Here is a 16,190-nt window from a genome sequence, read left to right as displayed (position 1 = left end):
CGGTGCGTGCTCTCGGTGTGCCGGCCGGAAGTCCTCGTACTGGATGTACTCGGGCTTTCGGCCGGTGCGGCGAGAGTGCGTGCCGGGCGTCGCGACGGGGCAAACGTTGCCTGTCGCGGCACTAGCATCGCGGGCATGACGACGTCACCGTCCGCCGACGGCATCCGGCCCTTCCGGCTCAGCGTCCCGCAGAGCGACCTCGACGACCTGCACGAGCGCCTCGACCGCACCCGCTGGCCGGACGAGCTGCCGGGCGTGGGCTGGGACTACGGCGTTCCCCTCGGCTACCTGCGTGAGCTGGTGCGGTACTGGCGGCACGACTACGACTGGCGGGCGGCCGAGGCGCGGCTGAACCAGTTGCCGCAGTTCACGACCACGATCGACGGGGCGCAGGTGCACTTCGCCCACGTCCGCTCCCCGGAGCCGGACGCCACCCCGCTGGTCGTCACGCACGGCTGGCCGGGCTCCGTCGTCGAGTTCCTCGACATCGTGGGCCCGCTCACCGACCCGGCCGCGCACGGCGGCGACCCGGCCGACGCCTTCCACGTCGTCCTGCCGACCATTCCGGGCTTCGGACTGTCCGGGCCCACCGCCGAACGGGGCTGGGAGGCGGGACGGGTCGCCGACGCGTGGGCCGAGCTGATGCGGCGGCTCGGCTACGAGCGGTTCGGCGCGCAGGGCGGCGACTGGGGCGCGGCGATCTCCCGCGAGCTGGGCCGTGCCCACCCCGGCCGGGTGATCGGCGTCCACCTGAACCTGCTGCCGGGCGCGCAGCAGTCCACCGAGCCGACCGGGGAGGAGCTGGCCGTGCTCGGCCCCGAGGAGCGGGAGCGGACGCTCGCCTCGTGGCGGCGTTGGGACGCCTGGCAGCGGGAGGGCACGGGCTACGCGGTGCTGCACGCCACCCGCCCGCAGACCCTGGCGTACGCCCTCACCGACTCGCCCGTCGGCCAACTCGCCTGGATCGTGGAGAAGTTCCGCGAGTGGACGGACTGCGACGAGCTGCCCGAGGAGGCCGTCGACCGGGACCGGCTGCTCACCGACGTGATGCTGTACTGGCTGACCGGGACGGCCGGTTCGTCCGCGCGGATCTACTACGAGCGGGCGCACGCCTCGGGCCGGGCCGCCGCAACCGCCGAGCCGTCGACCGCGCCGACCGCACTCGCCGTCTTCCCGGCCGAACTGCAGCTCCCGTTGCGGCACAGGGCGGAGCGCACCGAGAACATCGTGCGCTGGACGCGGTTCGACCGGGGCGGGCACTTCGCGGCGATGGAGGAGCCGGATCTGCTGGTCGCGGACGTGCGGGCGTTCTTCCGGCAGGTGCGCGAGAAGGGCTGACGGGTGCCGCTCTGCCCGTGGCGGATCTGCCACGGGCAGAGAAACCGGACGCGGCGGTGGCACCGGGCCGACAGTGGGGTCGACGGCATCCGTGCCACGACAAGGAGACCCGATGACCCCATCGACCGCACTGCTCCCGGCCGGCGCGCTCGCGCCGCGCGCCGAGGAGCACGACACCCCGCCCAGCCGGTTCGACGACCACCTCGCGGCCGGGCTGCTGGCCCAGCGGATCGTGTTCCTGGGCACCCAGGTCGACGAGGTGTCGGCCAACCGGGTGTGCGCCCAACTGCTGCTGTTGTCGGCCGAGGACCCGCGCACCGACATCGCCCTCTACATCAACAGCCCCGGCGGATCCGTCACCGCGGGGCTCGCCGTCTACGACACGATGCGGCTCATCCCCAACGACGTGTCGACACTGGCGATGGGGTTCGCCGCCAGCATGGGCCAGTTCCTGCTCGCCGTGGGAGCGCGCGGCAAACGGTTCGCGCTGCCGAACGCGCGGATCATGATGCACCAGCCGTCGGCGGGCATCGGCGGCACCACCGCGGACATCGAGATCCAGGCGGAGAACCTGGAGCACACCAAGCGGACCATCGAGCGGATCACCGCCGAGCACACGGGGCAGAGCGAGGAGACCATCTCACGGGACGGCGACCGGGACCGCTGGTTCACCGCCGTGCAGGCCAGGGAGTACGGGATGGTGGACCGGGTGGTGGACTCGCTCGCCGACGTCCGCCCGGCCGACTCGCGCCGACGGATGGGGCTCTGACATGGGGTCGTACACGGTTCCCTACGTGGTGGAGCGCACCGCGCAGGGCGAGCGGTCCTACGACGTGTTCAGCAGGCTGCTGAACGAACGCATCGTCTTCCTCGGCACCGAGATCGACGACAGCGTCGCGGGCGTCGTCATCGCCCAGTTGCTCCACCTGGAGTCGGCGGCCCCGGACCGGGAGATCGCGATCTACCTCAACTCGCCCGGCGGCTCGTTCACCTCGCTGATGGCCATCTACGACACGATGACCTTCGTGCAGGCGCCGATCTCCACGTTCTGCGTGGGGCAGGCGGCCTCGACGGCGGCGGTGCTGCTGGCGGGCGGGGACCCGGGGCGGCGGTTCGTGCTGGAGCACGCCCGGGTGCTGCTGGGGCAGCCGGCCGCCGGCGGCCGGCAGGGCACGGTCTCCGACCTGGCGCTCCAGGCCAGGGAGATGAGCAGGATCCGCTCCCAGGTCGAGGAGGTGCTGTCCCGGCACACCGGCCACGACCCGGCGACGCTGCGCGCGGACATGGACCGCGACAAGGTGTTCACCGCCGAGGAGGCGGTGGCGTACGGGTTGGCCGACGAGGTGCTGAGCCGACGCCTCGCAGGGGTCTGACGCGAGCGGACCGGCGCCCCGCGCGGGGGTGGACCCGCGGTCCGAGGCGCCGGCGCGGGCGCGGGCGTCAGGCGGCCAGGCACATCCCGTCGTAACGGGGGACGGACGTGCCGCGGTCGTGAACGGCGCCGCGTGCCGCGGTCCGCGCCAACTCGTCCTGGGCGTGTGAGAGCAGGTCGCCGAGGCCGATGCCCAGCGCCCGCGCCGCGGCCGCGAGGACCTCCGAGGAGGCCTCCTTGCGGCCGCGTTCGATCTCGGACAGATACGGCATCGAGATCCGCGCCGCGTCGGCGACGTCCTTGAGCGTGCGCTCCTGCGCCTGCCGCTCGCGGCGCAGGACGTCGCCGACGAGATCGCGCCAGAGGGGTTCCCTGGGTGCCGCCGCCGGGGTGCGGCCCTGGGCGGGACGTCCGGGTTCCGGACGGGACGGCCCGGGGCGCGCGGCCGGCGGGCGCAGGGGGATGACGCGGGCTTGGTTCGGCGCTCGTTCGCTCATCCCCTCAGCGTAGGAGTCCCGGACGCGGGCGGAAGGGTGGGCGGTTGCGCCCTGGGTGAATTCGCGACCGGGGTCCCCGAGGTGCGGTGCACGGCGCGGAGCACGCCCCGCCGAGGCCGGCGGCGCGCATACCTCACGGCGGGCCGGGTACCCGGGGGTCGCGCAATCGCTCGGTGCCGGAGCGCCGGTACGGACGTACGTGGGCCGACGAGGCGGACGGGATCAGGGCGGCATCGCGTCGCGCGCCGGTCACTCGCCGCCGAGTTCGACCAGCGCGCGGATCCGCTTGCCGACCGGGACGCGTTCCACGGTCACCTCCAGCGCCAGCGCGTGCACGATCTCCAGGCCGTGCCGGCCCACGCGCCGCGGGTCCCGGGGGAAGCGCCGGGGCAGTACGGCGCTGCTGTCGTACACGCACACGTTCACCGCGCTGTCCGTTCCCTCCAGCTCCAGGATGTACGGCCCGTCGCTGTGCCGGTCGGCGTTGGTGACCAGCTCGCTGACCACCAGCAGGAGCGCGTCGCCGCAGCGGCGGCCGATCTCGGCACACCACTCGGTCCTGAGCTGGTCCAGGAAGTGCGCGGCGAAGTTGCGCGCCTCGGCGATGCAACCCGGTTCGCCGGTGTAGTGCGTCGCCCGCCGGAGCGGTTCCACGGGAACGTCGAAGCCAGTCGCTATCACTGCCCCGTCCAGATAGTCGGTCATGCGTGTCTCTCTCGGAAGCCGGCCGGGCCGGACACTGCTGCACCTGTGCTGTTACCCCGAGCCGCGCCCGGCAGTCCCAGCCCGCCCGCGGACGCGGACGGGCCTTCCGGCGGGCGCGACGCCGGGGCCCTGCATAGCGTGGCGGTGTGAGCCCCGCGAGCCCCACGGTCCCGCCGCCGACGGCCCGCCACGGCTGGGCACAGGCCCTGACCACGGTACTGGCCGCCGTGGTGGGCATGGGCGTGGTCTCGGCACTCGGGCTGTGGGCGGCCGGTGCGGCGCGTCTTCCCGGCAACGCCTTCCCCCGGGTGGTCGCCGCGACCGTGGTGACGGCGGTCGGCGGCAGCGTGGACCTGTCGGGCGACGCGGGTGCCCTCGCCCGGACCCACGCGGGGATCACGGTGATGCCGCTGTCCGTCACGCTGGTCGGCGCGCTCGTCGTCGCCGCGGGCTTTCTGCGGCCGCTGCGCCACCGCGCGGTGGCCGGGGCGCGGGAACTGGCCGGGTGGGCCGCCCGGATCGCCGTCCTGTGGCTGCTCGCGCTGATCGGTCTCGCACTGGCCGCCCGGCAGACCTTCGCCGTCGACCTCGGCAACGGTGCGCTCGGCGTTATCGGCGGCTTGTTCGGCGTCGCGCCTGAGGTCGGCTTCGCCGCCCAGGTGCCGTTGACCGCGGTCTTCGGGCTGCTGTGGCTGGCGGGCGTGCTGGTGCTGGCCCTGCTGGTGGCGCCCGCGGCGCCGTTGCCGACACGGCTGCTGCGGCGGCGGGAGCCGGTGCGTCCGGCGGCGTACGCCATGGTGGTCCTGCTGCTCGCGTGCGTGGTCGTGGGCCTGGTCGTCGCCCTCGTGACGGCGGCCACCCGCGGGGATCCGGCGGAGCACTTCGCCGTGATCCTTCTCGGGCTGCCGAACGTGGTCTGGCCGGTGTTCACCATCGGCCTGGGCGCCACCTGGGACGGGCGGGTGGACGGCCCGTTCGGGCTGCCGATGCCGCGGCTGCTCGACGAGGTGCTGCGCACCCCGGACGTCTCCACGCTCAACCTGGGCACGCTCGCCGAGCACGACGGCCGGGTGTGGTGGCTGGTGGTCGTGGACGCGGTGCTGCTGCTGGGTGCCGCGTACCTGATGGCGGCGCGTACCCCGGCCGGGACGCGGGCCTGGCGGCACGCCCTGCGCATGGCCGTCGCCCTGGTCCTGACGGTTCTGACGATCTGTGTCGTGGGCCGGATCTCCGCGCACTACGGTCTGTCGCTGCTCGGCCTCGGAGACGTCGGTGGCAACCTCTCGGGAGAGCTGCTGCTGCGTCCCCGGTTCTGGAGCGCGCTGGGCCTCGCCGCCCTGTGGGGTCTGGTCACGGGCTTCCTGGGCGCCCTGGCGGCACACCGGTCACATCACCGTGCGGTCAGGCCATCGGCATGACGAGCGCGGGCAGGGTCCGGTGCATGCGCAGGGCGTCCACCGACTCGGCGAGCAGTTCGTACTCCGTGGTCTCGTCACGAGCGGCGACGCGCACCAGTCTTCCCTCGGTCAACTCGTCGGCCATGAGCTCCTGCTGGGCCACGTCGGCGCACCAGGCGCGGAGGATGCCGGGGACGTCGGGCACGGACTCCGGCACCGGGACCAGCGCGCCGGGTGGGACATGGGGGGTGTCGGGGCCCGGATCGAGCCGCTCGGCGATCCAGGAGGCGCGGTCGCGCAGCCACCACAGGGCCAGGGCCAGGGTGGGCGCCCGGTAGGTACCGAGCGGTACACCGATACGGCGGCCGTCGCACACACCGTACGCGGTGACATGGCACAGGAATTCGTCGTGCACTGCTCCTCCCCCGTAGCGTCGCCGCCCGGCCGGCCCGCCTCGCCCTGCGTACGGCTTTTATGCGGTGAAGTGCCCCTGAAATCGAGTATGTTCACCGCTGAACCACTGTCACCACGACTTTCCAGCCAGCCTCCTGGCATATTCAGCACGCTGCGTGGCCGAAACGCGGCGCTGCGTGACCACGGGCATGACCCGCGCGGTAATCGACCCCGGCGGCAGGTGCGCGGCAGGGTGGACCCATCGGGTCGCCGATCACCGGGACCCGGCTCCGACCAGCGTTTACGACCTCGATGGAGGCTGATTCAGCATGTCCGCGCAGTCCGACCGGTACACGATCGCCGTCACCCGCTACTTCGAGGCCTGGAACGCGCCGGACGCCCAGGCCCGGGCCAAGGCGGTGGCCGACGCCTGGACCCCGGACGGCAGCTACACCGATCCTCTCGCCGACGTCGGCGGCCACGAGGAGATCGCCGCCGTCATCACCGCCGCCCGCGAGCAGTTCCCCGGCTTCGCCTTCCGGCTCACCGGCGCCGTCGACGGGCACCACGACACGGCACGCTTCTCCTGGGAGTTGGTGAGCGAGGTGGACGGCTCCGCGCCGGTCGCCGGGTCCGACGTGGTCGCCCTGGACGGCGACGGCAGGATCCGCACGGTCCTCGGCTTCCTCGACCGGGTGCCCGCCGGGGCGTGAGATCCGGCCCCGCAGGGCGTGAGGTCCGGCCCCGGCGGAGCGCCCGCCGGGGCCGGTACGCACGCGTGTCCGGCCCGCCTCGCGGGCCGGACACGTCCTGAGAGGCGACGACCTACGAGGCGACGACCTCGTCGATGCGGGCCAGCTCCTCCGCGTCGAAGTCCAGGGACCGCGTCGCGGCGACGCTGTCCTCCAGCTGCCGCGGGCTGCTCGCGCCGACCAGGGCGGAGGTGACCCGTCCGCCGCGCAGCACCCAGGCCAGTGCCATCTGCGCCAGGGACTGGCCGCGGGACTTCGCGATCTCGTCCAGGGCGCGCAGCCTGCCCACCAGTTCGCCGGTCACCGCGTCGGAGTCGAGGAAGGGGCTGTCGCTCGCCGCCCGGGAGTCCTCGGGGATGCCGTCCAGGTAGCGGGCGGTGAGCAGGCCCTGCTCCAGCGGGGAGTAGGCGATGGAGCCGACCTGGAGCTCGTCGAGGGTGTCCAGGAGGCCCTCCTCCTCGGGGCGCCGGTCGAGCATCGAGTAGCGGGGCTGGTGGATCAGCAGCGGGGTGCCGAGTTCACCCAGGATCCGGGCGGCCTCGCGGGTCTGCTCCGGGGAGTAGTTGGAGACGCCGACGTAGAGCGCCTTGCCCTGCTGGACCGCCGAGTGCAGGGCACCCATGGTCTCCTCCAGCGGGGTGTCCGGGTCGGGGCGGTGCGAGTAGAAGATGTCGACGTACTCCAGGCCCATCCGCTTCAGGCTCTGGTCGAGCGAGGACAGCAGGTACTTGCGGGAGCCCCATTCGCCGTACGGGCCGGGCCACATCAGGTAGCCGGCCTTGGTGGAGATCACCAACTCGTCGCGGTACGGCGCGAAGTCGGCCCGGAGCGCGTCGCCGAGGGCGGACTCGGCGGCACCGGGCGGCGGGCCGTAGTTGTTGGCCAGGTCGAAGTGGGTGACGCCGAGGTCGAAGGCGCGGCGCAGGATGACGCGCTGGGTGTCGACCGGGCGGTCCGGGCCGAAGTTGTGCCACAGGCCGAGCGACAGCGCGGGAAGCTTCAGGCCACTGCGTCCGGTGCGCCGGTAGGGCATGTCCGCGTAGCGGTCGGGGTGGGCGGTGAACAACGCGACTCCATCAGGGTTGGCACAGGGGTGAGCGGTTCCGGCGGAACCGGTGTCCCCCACTCTCGCGCGCCCCGGGGGCAGCGGTCCAACAGGAGAATCCGATGGGATTCAACGGCTACGCTTCTCAATCATGGAACTGCGTCATCTCCAGCACTTCGTCGCGGTCGCCGAGGACCGGCACTTCACCCGGGCGGCGGAGCGCCTGATGGTCTCCCAGTCAGGGCTCTCGGCGTCGATCCGGGCCCTGGAGCGGGAGTTGCAGACGTCCCTGTTCGTGCGCACCACGCGCCGGGTGACGCTCACGGAGGCCGGGCGCGCGCTGCTCGGCGAGGCACAGCGGATCCTGGCCCAGGTGCGGGCGGCCCACGAGGCGGTGGCGGCGGTGCAGGGCGTGCTGCGCGGCACGCTCTCGCTGGGCACCGAGCAGTGCATCGCCGGGGTGCATGTGGCCGGACTGCTCGCCGCGTTCCGGCGGCGCCACCCGGACGTGGAGATACGGCTGCGGCAGACGGGTTCGGGCGCCCTCGCCGAGGAGGTCGCGGCCGGCCGGCTCGACCTGGCGTTCGCCTACCGGACCCGGGCGGACACCGACCAGCTGCGCTCCGTGTCGTTGGCCGGCGAGCCGATGACGGTGCTGTGCCACCCGGGGCACCGGCTGGCGGCGGCCGAAGCCGTCCTGACGCCGCGGGACCTGGACGGCGAGGTCTTCGTCGACTTCCACCCGGACTGGGGACCGCGCAGGACCACGGACGCGGCCTTCGCCGCCGCGGGCGTCCGGCGCACGGTGGCCCTGGAGGTCAACGACGTGCACAGCCTGCTCGACCTGGTCGACGAGAACCTGGGCATCGCCGTCGTCCCCCGCCACTTCCGGCACAAGCGGCCTTCGCTCACCGCGCTGCCGCTCAAGGGCGCCACGGAGACCGCGTACGAGACCGTCGCCCTGCTGCCGCCCGAACAGGCCACGAGTCCGGCGGCCCGCGCCCTGATCGCCCTCCTCGAACCGGAGGAGCCGGACCTCCCCTGACGGAAGCCGCCTGACGGACACCGCCTGACACCGCCTGACGCAGCCCGGTTCCGGACGCGGGACGGAGAGCGATACGCCAAGGTGGACGTATGCATGCGAAGGACATCCTCGTCGACGGCTACGACCGCATCCGGGAAGAAGTCCACGCCGCCGTCGACGGCCTGCCGGCCGACCTGCTCAACGCCCGTCCCGCCACCGGCGCCAACTCGGTGGCCTGGCTCGTCTGGCACCTCACGCGCGTGCAGGACGACCACGTCGCCGACGCGTTCGGCCTCGACCAGGTGTGGCTCGCGCGGGACTGGCACAAGCGCTTCGGACTCCCCCTGAACCGCCACGACACCGGGTACGGGCACAGTCCGGCGAAGGTCGCCGAGGTGCGGGTCGACTCCGGTGACCTGCTGACCGGCTACTACGACGCCGTGCACGAGCAGACCCTGACGGCGCTGCGGCAGCTGACCGCCAAGGACCTGGAACGCGTCGTCGACGAGGGCTGGGACCCGCCGGTCACGCTGGGCGTGCGCCTGGTCAGCGTCCTGTCCGACGATCTCCAGCACGCCGGACAGGCCGCCTATGTCAGGGGGCTGCTTCAGAGCGCGGACTCGTAGCCCGGCAGCACCACGTCCCGGATCAGGCGCACACGCTCGTCGAAGGGGATGAAGGCGCTCTTGAGGGCGTTGACCGTGACCGTGCGCAGGTCCTCGACCGTCCAGCCCGCCTGCTCGACCAGCAGGGACATCTCGCGGGTCATCGTCGTGCCGGACACCAGGCGGTTGTCGGTGTTGAGGGTGACCCGGAAGCCGAGGTCCTTCAGCTCCGTGATGGGGTGCTCGGCGATCGAGGTGGCGGCGCCGGTCTGGAGGTTGGAGGTGGGGCACATCTCCAGGGCGATCCGGCGGTCGCGCACCCAGCCGGCCAGCCGGCCCAGCTTGCCGTCGACGATGTCCTCGGTGATGCGCACGCCGTGCCCGATGCGCTGGGCGCCGCACACCTGGAGGGCCTGGTGAATGCTGGGCAGACCGTGCGCCTCGCCGGCGTGGATGGTGAACGGCACGCTCTCGCGGCGCAGGTGCTCGAACGCGTCCAGGTGGTCGGCGGGCGGGAAGCCGTCCTCGGCGCCGGCGATGTCGAAGCCGACGACACCGGCGTCGCGGTAGAGGACGGCCAGGTCGGCGATCTCGCGGCAGCGGTCGAACATCCGCATGCCGCACAGCAGCGTGCCGACGCGGACGGGCGTGCCCTGGGCCGCCGCCTTCGCCATGCCCGCGGCGAGGCCCTCCTGGACGGTCTCCACGACCTCCGTGAGGGTCAGCCCGCCGTTGACCATCAGCTCGGGGGCGTAGCGGACCTCGCCGTAGACGACGCCGTCCTCGGCCAGGTCCAGGACGTACTCCTCGGCGGTGCGCAGCAGGCCCTCGCGGTTCTGCATCACGGCGAGGGTGTGCTCGAAGGTGGCTATGTAGCGGACCAGGTCGCCGGAGTTGGCCGCGTCGTAGTACCAGGCGGCCAGCTCGTCGGGGTCGGTGGTGGGCAGGGTGTGGCCGACCGCGTCCGCGAGCTCGACGACGGTGGCGGGGCGCAGACCGCCGTCGAGGTGGTCGTGCAGCACGGCCTTGGGGAGCCGGCGGAGGGTGTCGGTGTCGATGCGGGGCGCGGTCATGGGGCGTTTCCTAGGGCAGTCGAGCGGTGGTGGTGTGTGCGTGGTGCTGTGCGGTGGTGGTGGGGTGCGGCGGGTCAGCCCGCGTCGGGGGCGGGCTGGAGCAGGTCCCAGCGGTTGCCGTACAGGTCCTCGAAGACGGCGACCGTCCCGTACGGCTCCTGGCGGGGCTCCTCCAGGAAGGTCACGCCCGCCGCCCGCATCCGGGCGTGGTCGCGGGCGAAGTCGCCGGTGTGCAGGAAGAACCCGACGCGTCCCCCGGTCTGGTCGCCCACGCGGGCGCGCTGGGGCGCGGTCCGGGCGCGGGCGAGGAGCAGGGCCGTCCCGGTCCCGCCGCCCGGTTCGACGACGACCCAGCGGGAGCCGTCCGGGCGCGGGGCGTCCTCGGCGAGCCGGAAGCCGAGCGCCCCGGTGTAGAAGCGGATCGCCTCGTCGTAGTCGTCGACGACGAGGGTGATCAGGGCGATGCGTCTCATCGGGACCTTTCGGAACGTGCGATCGTCGGGTGAGGTTATACGTAAAACGTCGAGGGCGCCAGTCACTCCGGACGGCGGTCGAACGGGGTTCAGCGGGAGGGCTCGCCCTGGGCGACCTCGACCCGGTGATGGACGTCGATCATGCCGGTCGCCGACGCGGCGAAGGAGACCGCGGCGCAGGCCATCAGCAGCGCGGCGACCCGGGTCGCGGCGCGGCGGGTGACGTGCGGGGCGGCCAGCAGGGCCCTGACGCGGTGCGGAACCGGGCCGGAGGTGGCGGCGGCGGCGAACTCCGGGCGCACGGAGCGGGCCTCCTGGCCGGCCAGGGCGGCGCGCGCGATGGCGCGGGCGGTCAGGCGGCGGTCGCCGACGGCCGCGGCCGCGGCCTCGTCGGCGGCCCGCTCGGCCGCGAGGCGGATCGCCCCGCGGACCCGCCGCAGCGCGGGATGGCAGTGGGCGGCGAGTTCGGCGGTGGCGAGGAAGTAGTGGTGGCCGCCCCGGTTGTGGGCCCGCTCGTGGGCGAACAGCGCCTCGCGCTCGGCCGCGTCGAGGCTGCGGAGCATCGCGGTGGTGACGACGATGCGGTGCGGGCGGCCCGGCAGCGCGTAGGCGTCCGGGTGCGGGGAGTCCACCACGCACAGGTCGCCGGCGGCGGGCCTGCGGCCGGCCTCCGTGTGCGCGCTGCGGAAGGCGCGGAACTCCCTCAGCGCGGCGCGCCCGAGCGTGCACGCGCACACGGCGAGCGCCCCGACGGAGATCGCGGCCGCCGGGACGACCACCAGGTCGGAGGCGGTGGACAGCGGGTGGACGAACTTGCCCAGCGCCGCGACGAGGGGCAGCTTGAGCAGGCCGGTGAGGACGAAGGCGCCGAGCGCGGCGAGGGAGCAGCCGGCGAGCACGACCGCGAAGAGGGTGATCATCCACAACGCGGTGACGGGGGCGAGGCGGTCCAGTGCGCGCCGGGCCAGGGCCGGCGCGGCGAACGGCAGCAGCAGGGGCAGCAGCAGGAGCAGGGCCGCGGTCATCGCTCACCCGATTCGAGCAGGTCGCGCAGGACACGCTCGTCGTCGGGGCTGAGCTGGGCGACGAACCGGGCGAGCACCGTCTCGCGGTCGGTGTCGCGGTCGAGCTCGGAGTGCATGCGGCGGGCGGTCAGCCCGTGCGCGTCCTGGACGGGGTAGTAGGCGTACCCACGCCCCTGACGGTGGCGCTCGACGACGCCCTTGTCGTACAGCCGGGTCAGGATGGTGGTGACCGTGGTGCGGGCCAGGCCGGCACCGAGGCCCAGCTGGACCTGGCCGGGGGTCCGGGGCGCGCCCGCGGTCCACAGGACGGCCATGACACTGGCCTCGAGCTCGCCGGCCGGTCGGCGTTCGTCCTTGTCCTCGTCCGTCATGGGTTCTTCCTCACCCCGTCGTCGCCCACAGTCGTAGATCGTCTACATGATTGTAGTCACTCTGGCGCCGCGTTCCGCTCGCGGCCGCGCCCGTCCACCCGGGACCGCCCGCCCATTATGGGAGGAGCCGCCGGGAATGGTCGCGGAGACGGCCACGGGAACGGGAACGGCTGCGGGCACGCGCGCGCCCGCAGCCCGGCGCGGACGGTGGCGCGCTGCACGACCGGACCGCGGGCAGTACCGTACGAAGGGGTGCGAAACGGACCGTGAACGGCGGGCGGAGGCGGCACGGCGAACGTGGTAAGGATCCGCGGGCCCCCCGCCGCCTCTGGGCAGGGCGCCGATCCGCAGTCCGGCAAGGAGTTGAGCGCCATGCCCGAGCGGCCCAGGCCCGCCGAGACGCCCGCCCGGCAGAACGTCACCTTCCCGAGCGCGGGAGCCACCGCGCACGGCTATCTCGCGCTGCCCCCGTCGGGAAGCGGTCCGGGCGTCCTCGTCATCCAGGAGTGGTGGGGGCTGACGGACCACATCGCCGACGTGGCCGACCGGCTCGCCGCCGAGGGCTTCGTCGTCCTGGCGCCCGATCTGTACGGCGGCAGCGTGGCGCACGACGCCGAGGAGGCTCAGCGGCTGCTGAAGGCCCTGCCGGTCTCCCGCGGTGTCGAACTGCTCTCCGGAGCCGTCGACCACCTGCTGTCCCGGCCCGAGGTCACCTCCGGCACCGTCGGCGCGGTCGGCTTCTGCATGGGCGGCGGGTTCGTGCTGTACCTCGCGGCGGTCGAGCCGCGGGTGAGCGCGGCCGTGCCGTTCTACGGCGCCGTCCGGGGCGAGCTGCCCGACTTCTCGGGGCTGCGCGCCCAGCTCCTCGGCCACTACGGGGAGCAGGACAGGAGCATTCCGCCGGAGCAGGTCGAGGCGCTGCGCGAGACGATCCGGCGGCAGTCGGGCGTCACCGCGGACTTCCGCATGTACCCGGCCGGCCACGCCTTCTTCAACGATCACCGCCCCAGCCACGACCCCGACTCGGCGGCCCGCGCGTGGCAGAGCACCGTCGCGTTCCTGCACCGGCAGCTGGACTGACCCGGACCGGAGGTCGCGGCCGGGCCGGCGGGCGCGGGAGGCCGCTCAGGCGGCCCCGGTGTGCAGCGCGTCGAGACGGGCCATCTCCTCGTCGGTGAGGCGCAGGGCGCCCGCGGCCACGTTCTCCACGAGGTGGTCGGGGTCGCCGGTACCGGGGATGGCCAGTACGTGCGGGCCCTGCTGGAGGGTCCAGGCGATCCGTACCTGTGCCGGTGTGGCGTCGTGGGCCCGGGCGACGGCCTCGACCTCCTTGTCGTGCGCACCGCCCGCCGCCCCCCGCGAGCCGCCCTCGCCGGCGATCGCGAAGAACGGCACGAAGGCGATGCCCTCCTCGCCGCAGACCCGCAGCAGTTCCTCGGTGCCGGGGTCGTGTAGATCCAGCCCGAACCGGTTCTGCACGCACACCACCGGCGCGATGGCCCGGGCCTCCTCGAGGTGGCGCGGCTCCACGTCGGAGACGCCGAGGTGGCGGATCAGGCCCTCCTCGCGCAGTTCGGCGAGCGCGCCGAAGTGCTCGGCGATGGAGTCCTGCCGCATCCGCCGCAGGTTCACCACGTCCAGATGGTCGCGGCCGAGCTGACGCAGGTTCTCCTCGACGTGGCCGCGCAGGTCGTCGGGGCGCGCGGAGGGGCCCCACTCCCCCGAGTAGGTGCGGAACGGGCCGACCTTCGTGACGACGACCAGGTCCTTGGGGTAGGGCGACAGCGCGCTGTTGATCAGCTCGTTGGCGGAGCGCCGGGCGGAGAAGTAGAAGGCGGCCGTGTCGATGTGGTTCACGCCGAGCTCGACCGCCCGGCGCAGGACGGCGATCGACCGGGTCCGGTCGCTCGGTGTGCCGAGGTGGAAGGCGGCGCTGCCCGTCAGCCGCATCGCGCCCAGTCCGACGCGGTGGACGGGCAGGTCGCCGAGTTCCCAGGTGCCCGCGGCGTCCGCGTTGATCGTTTCGGAAGACATCGGCGGAGTCTCGCACACCCGGTGAGGATCCGCGGAGCACGGCCGCCGGCCCTCGCGAGGCCGGACGGAGCCGGTGCCCGCCGGGCATCAGTCCCCGGCCGGGTGCAGGAACGGCCGCACCTCGATGGGGAGGGTGGTGGCCAGGCTCGCCTTCCGACCCCACTCCAGGGCCGCGTCCCGGTCGGCCGCCTTGATGAGACACAGACCGCCCAGGTACTCCTCGCCCTTCGTGTAGGGGCCGTCGGTGACCCGCACCTCACCGCCGTCCCCGGGACACAGGACGACTGCGGTTTCCGGTCCGTGCAGCCCGCCGGCGAAGATCCAGGCGCCCGCCTCGCGCAGCTCCTGGTGGAAGCCCTCGACGTCGTGCATGATCCGCGCGAGCGCCTCGGCCGAGGGCGGCTCACCATCGGCCGGCTGGATCACGCTGAGCAGGTAGTACGTCATGACGGTCTCCTTAGGCGTCGTGCCGTCGTCCCGCCTTTCGCACGAACGGCGGGCCCCTCGCCGGCACCTCGCCCGACGGCTTCGGCGGAATATTTTCCCAGCCATCGCCGCGCGGCAGCCACCGTCACACGATCGGCCCATGGAAAACGCGGCACGCATCCGTGAGGGCCCGCCCGGTGGAAGTGATCCGGGGTGATGCGGAGCAACGTCTCAGTCGTCCTGTTCACCGCCGACCTGCGGGTGCACGACCATCCGCCGCTGCGCGCCGCTCTCGACGCCTCCCCGCTCGTCGTCCCGCTGTTCGTGCGCGACCGCGCCGTGGACAGGGCCGGCTTCGCCGCCCCGAACCGGCTGGCGTTCCTCGCCGACTGCCTGCACGACCTCGACGCGGAACTGCGCCGCCGCGGCGGCCGGCTGGTCGTCCGCAGTGGCGACCTCGTCGAGCAGGTGTGCGCCGTCGCCCGCGAGGCCGACGCCCACGACGTCCACATGGCGGCCGACGTCAGCGCCTTCGCCCACCGCCGGGAGGAGCGGCTGCGGCACGCGCTGGAGGCGGACGGACGCCGGCTGCACGTGCACGAGACGGTGACCACGGCCGTCACGCCCGGCACGCCGGCCCCGGCCACCTCGGACCACTTCGCCGTCTTCACTCCCTACTTCCGCCAGTGGTCGCGGCAGTGGCTGCGCACTCCGCTCGACGCCCCCCGCGCCGTCCGTGTCCCGGACGGCGTCGCCTCCGGGGAGCCGCCCTCCCGGCCGGCCGCCGCGGAGCTGTCGGCGGGACTGCCGCCCGGCGGCGAGACGGAGGGCCGCGAACGGCTGGCGGCCTGGCTGCGCTCCGGCCTCGGCGCCTACGCGGAGCGCCACGACGACCTGGCCGGCGACGCCACGTCCCGGCTCTCCCCCCACCTGCACTTCGGCACCCTCTCCCCGGTCGAACTCGTGCACCGGGCGCGTGGCGTCGGCGGTCCGGGCGCGGAGGCCTTCGTCCGGCAGCTGGCCTGGCGCGACTTCCACCGTCAGGTGCTGGCGGCGCGGCCCTCGGCGGCGAGCGCCGACTACCGCACGCAACACGACCGGTGGCGGTCCGAGCGGGCCGCGCGCGAGGACGTCGAGGCGTGGCGGGAGGGCCGCACCGGGTATCCGATCATCGACGCGGCCATGCGCCAGCTGCTGCACGAGGGCTGGATGCACAACCGGGGCCGCCTGCTGACCGCGAGCTTCCTCGCCAAGACCCTGTACGTCGACTGGCGGGTGGGCGCACGGCACTTCCTGCGGCACCTGGTCGACGGCGACCTCGCCAGCAACCAGCTCAACTGGCAGTGGATGGCGGGCACCGGCACGGACACCCGGCCCAACCGGGTGCTCAACCCCGTCACCCAGGCCAAGCGGTACGACCCCGACGGCACCTACGTACGCCGCTGGGTGCCCGAACTCTCCGGTCTGGACGGGCCGGCCGTGCACGAGCCGTGGAAGCTCCAGGGGCCGGCGCGGGCCGCCCTCGACTACCCGGACCCGGTCGTGGAACTGTCCGAGGGACTGGCCCGCTTCCAGCGTGCCCGCGGCCGTGACTGAGGAGCCGCGCCGGCGGACCGGCCGGCGGCGGTCGGATCGGCGTCCACGCGGGAACCGCCCGGTG

Annotated in this window: 19 protein-coding genes; 9 read left to right on the top strand and 10 right to left on the bottom strand. The window is 73.7% G+C overall.

What is annotated here, in order from left to right; all coding sequences use genetic code 11:
* Nucleotides 1-135: 135 nt before the first annotated feature.
* From ACIHCX_RS30570 to ACIHCX_RS30560, 3 genes are all read left to right on the top strand, one after another.
* A complete protein-coding gene (locus ACIHCX_RS30570) occupies nucleotides 136-1,338 on the top strand; it encodes an epoxide hydrolase family protein (protein WP_400035135.1) in 1,203 nt (400 codons plus the stop codon).
* Between the two features lie 112 nt (nucleotides 1,339-1,450).
* The gene (locus ACIHCX_RS30565) at nucleotides 1,451-2,107 is read left to right on the top strand and encodes a ClpP family protease (protein ID WP_400035133.1); all 657 of its coding nucleotides are present in this window, start codon (nucleotides 1,451-1,453) and stop codon (nucleotides 2,105-2,107) included.
* A 1-nt stretch (nucleotide 2,108) separates the two neighbouring features.
* Nucleotides 2,109-2,711 carry a ClpP family protease gene (locus ACIHCX_RS30560; protein ID WP_400035132.1) on the top strand — a complete coding sequence of 201 codons (603 nt, stop codon included), beginning with the start codon at nucleotides 2,109-2,111 and terminating at the stop codon, nucleotides 2,709-2,711.
* Between the two features lie 67 nt (nucleotides 2,712-2,778).
* Here the strand turns inward: ACIHCX_RS30560 and ACIHCX_RS30555 are convergent, their stop codons facing one another.
* Together ACIHCX_RS30555 and ACIHCX_RS30550 are read right to left on the bottom strand one after the other, a co-directional pair.
* Nucleotides 2,779-3,207, bottom strand: coding sequence for a helix-turn-helix domain-containing protein (locus tag ACIHCX_RS30555; protein ID WP_400035130.1), 429 nt, complete (start codon nucleotides 3,205-3,207; stop codon nucleotides 2,779-2,781).
* A gap of 249 nt (nucleotides 3,208-3,456) precedes the next feature.
* Nucleotides 3,457-3,912 (bottom strand): ATP-binding protein, encoded by a 456-nt coding sequence (locus ACIHCX_RS30550; RefSeq protein ID WP_400035128.1) that lies wholly within the window; start codon nucleotides 3,910-3,912, stop codon nucleotides 3,457-3,459.
* A gap of 236 nt (nucleotides 3,913-4,148) precedes the next feature.
* Between ACIHCX_RS30550 and ACIHCX_RS30545 the strand changes: the two genes are divergently transcribed.
* A complete protein-coding gene (locus ACIHCX_RS30545) occupies nucleotides 4,149-5,330 on the top strand; it encodes a streptophobe family protein (RefSeq protein WP_400035226.1) in 1,182 nt (393 codons plus the stop codon).
* On the opposite strand, the gene ACIHCX_RS30540 is transcribed toward ACIHCX_RS30545, so the two are convergent.
* Nucleotides 5,314-5,724, bottom strand: coding sequence for a hypothetical protein (locus tag ACIHCX_RS30540; protein ID WP_400035126.1), 411 nt, complete (start codon nucleotides 5,722-5,724; stop codon nucleotides 5,314-5,316). The genes ACIHCX_RS30545 and ACIHCX_RS30540 overlap by 17 nt on opposite strands.
* A gap of 307 nt (nucleotides 5,725-6,031) precedes the next feature.
* Here ACIHCX_RS30540 and ACIHCX_RS30535 point away from each other — a divergent pair, with 307 nt between their 5' ends.
* Nucleotides 6,032-6,415 carry a nuclear transport factor 2 family protein gene (locus ACIHCX_RS30535; RefSeq protein ID WP_400035124.1) on the top strand — a complete coding sequence of 128 codons (384 nt, stop codon included), beginning with the start codon at nucleotides 6,032-6,034 and terminating at the stop codon, nucleotides 6,413-6,415.
* A gap of 112 nt (nucleotides 6,416-6,527) precedes the next feature.
* Here the strand turns inward: ACIHCX_RS30535 and mgrA are convergent, their stop codons facing one another.
* Complete coding sequence (gene mgrA, locus ACIHCX_RS30530; RefSeq protein ID WP_400035122.1) at nucleotides 6,528-7,520, bottom strand: L-glyceraldehyde 3-phosphate reductase; 993 nt, start codon at nucleotides 7,518-7,520, stop codon at nucleotides 6,528-6,530.
* Between the two features lie 130 nt (nucleotides 7,521-7,650).
* Between mgrA and ACIHCX_RS30525 the strand changes: the two genes are divergently transcribed.
* Nucleotides 7,651-8,544 carry a LysR substrate-binding domain-containing protein gene (locus ACIHCX_RS30525; RefSeq protein ID WP_400035120.1) on the top strand — a complete coding sequence of 298 codons (894 nt, stop codon included), beginning with the start codon at nucleotides 7,651-7,653 and terminating at the stop codon, nucleotides 8,542-8,544.
* 89 nt (nucleotides 8,545-8,633) lie between these two features.
* A complete protein-coding gene (locus tag ACIHCX_RS30520; RefSeq protein WP_400035118.1) occupies nucleotides 8,634-9,149 on the top strand; it encodes a DinB family protein in 516 nt (171 codons plus the stop codon).
* On the opposite strand, the gene ACIHCX_RS30515 is transcribed toward ACIHCX_RS30520, so the two are convergent.
* The 4 genes from ACIHCX_RS30515 to ACIHCX_RS30500 all read right to left on the bottom strand — a co-directional run bounded on the left by ACIHCX_RS30515 (nucleotide 9,131) and on the right by ACIHCX_RS30500 (nucleotide 12,070).
* Entirely contained in the window at nucleotides 9,131-10,201 is a 1,071-nt protein-coding gene (locus ACIHCX_RS30515; protein WP_400035116.1) for an adenosine deaminase, read from the bottom strand. The two genes, ACIHCX_RS30520 and ACIHCX_RS30515, sit on opposite strands and share 19 nt — an antisense overlap.
* Before the next feature lie 74 nt (nucleotides 10,202-10,275).
* Complete coding sequence (locus ACIHCX_RS30510; protein ID WP_400035114.1) at nucleotides 10,276-10,674, bottom strand: VOC family protein; 399 nt, start codon at nucleotides 10,672-10,674, stop codon at nucleotides 10,276-10,278.
* An 89-nt stretch (nucleotides 10,675-10,763) separates the two neighbouring features.
* Nucleotides 10,764-11,699: a M48 family metalloprotease gene (locus ACIHCX_RS30505; RefSeq protein ID WP_400035112.1), complete on the bottom strand. Its 936-nt coding sequence runs from the start codon at nucleotides 11,697-11,699 to the stop codon at nucleotides 10,764-10,766.
* A complete protein-coding gene (locus ACIHCX_RS30500) occupies nucleotides 11,696-12,070 on the bottom strand; it encodes a BlaI/MecI/CopY family transcriptional regulator (protein WP_400035110.1) in 375 nt (124 codons plus the stop codon). Before ACIHCX_RS30500 ends, ACIHCX_RS30505 begins: the two co-directional genes overlap by 4 nt.
* Before the next feature lie 372 nt (nucleotides 12,071-12,442).
* Between ACIHCX_RS30500 and ACIHCX_RS30495 the strand changes: the two genes are divergently transcribed.
* On the top strand, nucleotides 12,443-13,150 hold the full coding sequence (locus ACIHCX_RS30495; RefSeq protein ID WP_400035108.1) for a dienelactone hydrolase family protein: 708 nt from the start codon (nucleotides 12,443-12,445) through the stop codon (nucleotides 13,148-13,150).
* Between the two features lie 45 nt (nucleotides 13,151-13,195).
* Here ACIHCX_RS30495 and ACIHCX_RS30490 read toward each other — a convergent pair whose 3' ends face one another.
* Both ACIHCX_RS30490 and ACIHCX_RS30485 read right to left on the bottom strand, forming a co-directional pair.
* The gene (locus ACIHCX_RS30490; protein ID WP_400035106.1) at nucleotides 13,196-14,104 is read right to left on the bottom strand and encodes an aldo/keto reductase; all 909 of its coding nucleotides are present in this window, start codon (nucleotides 14,102-14,104) and stop codon (nucleotides 13,196-13,198) included.
* 87 nt (nucleotides 14,105-14,191) lie between these two features.
* Entirely contained in the window at nucleotides 14,192-14,551 is a 360-nt protein-coding gene (locus ACIHCX_RS30485) for a YciI family protein (protein ID WP_400035104.1), read from the bottom strand.
* 195 nt (nucleotides 14,552-14,746) lie between these two features.
* Between ACIHCX_RS30485 and ACIHCX_RS30480 the strand changes: the two genes are divergently transcribed.
* A complete protein-coding gene (locus tag ACIHCX_RS30480; RefSeq protein ID WP_400035102.1) occupies nucleotides 14,747-16,126 on the top strand; it encodes a cryptochrome/photolyase family protein in 1,380 nt (459 codons plus the stop codon).
* Nucleotides 16,127-16,190: the final 64 nt, after the last annotated feature.

The sequence above is a fragment of the Streptomyces sp. NPDC052043 genome, from assembly GCF_044548235.1.
Classification (GTDB): domain Bacteria; phylum Actinomycetota; class Actinomycetes; order Streptomycetales; family Streptomycetaceae; genus Streptomyces.
This window is presented reverse-complemented; position numbering and strand designations above follow the sequence as displayed.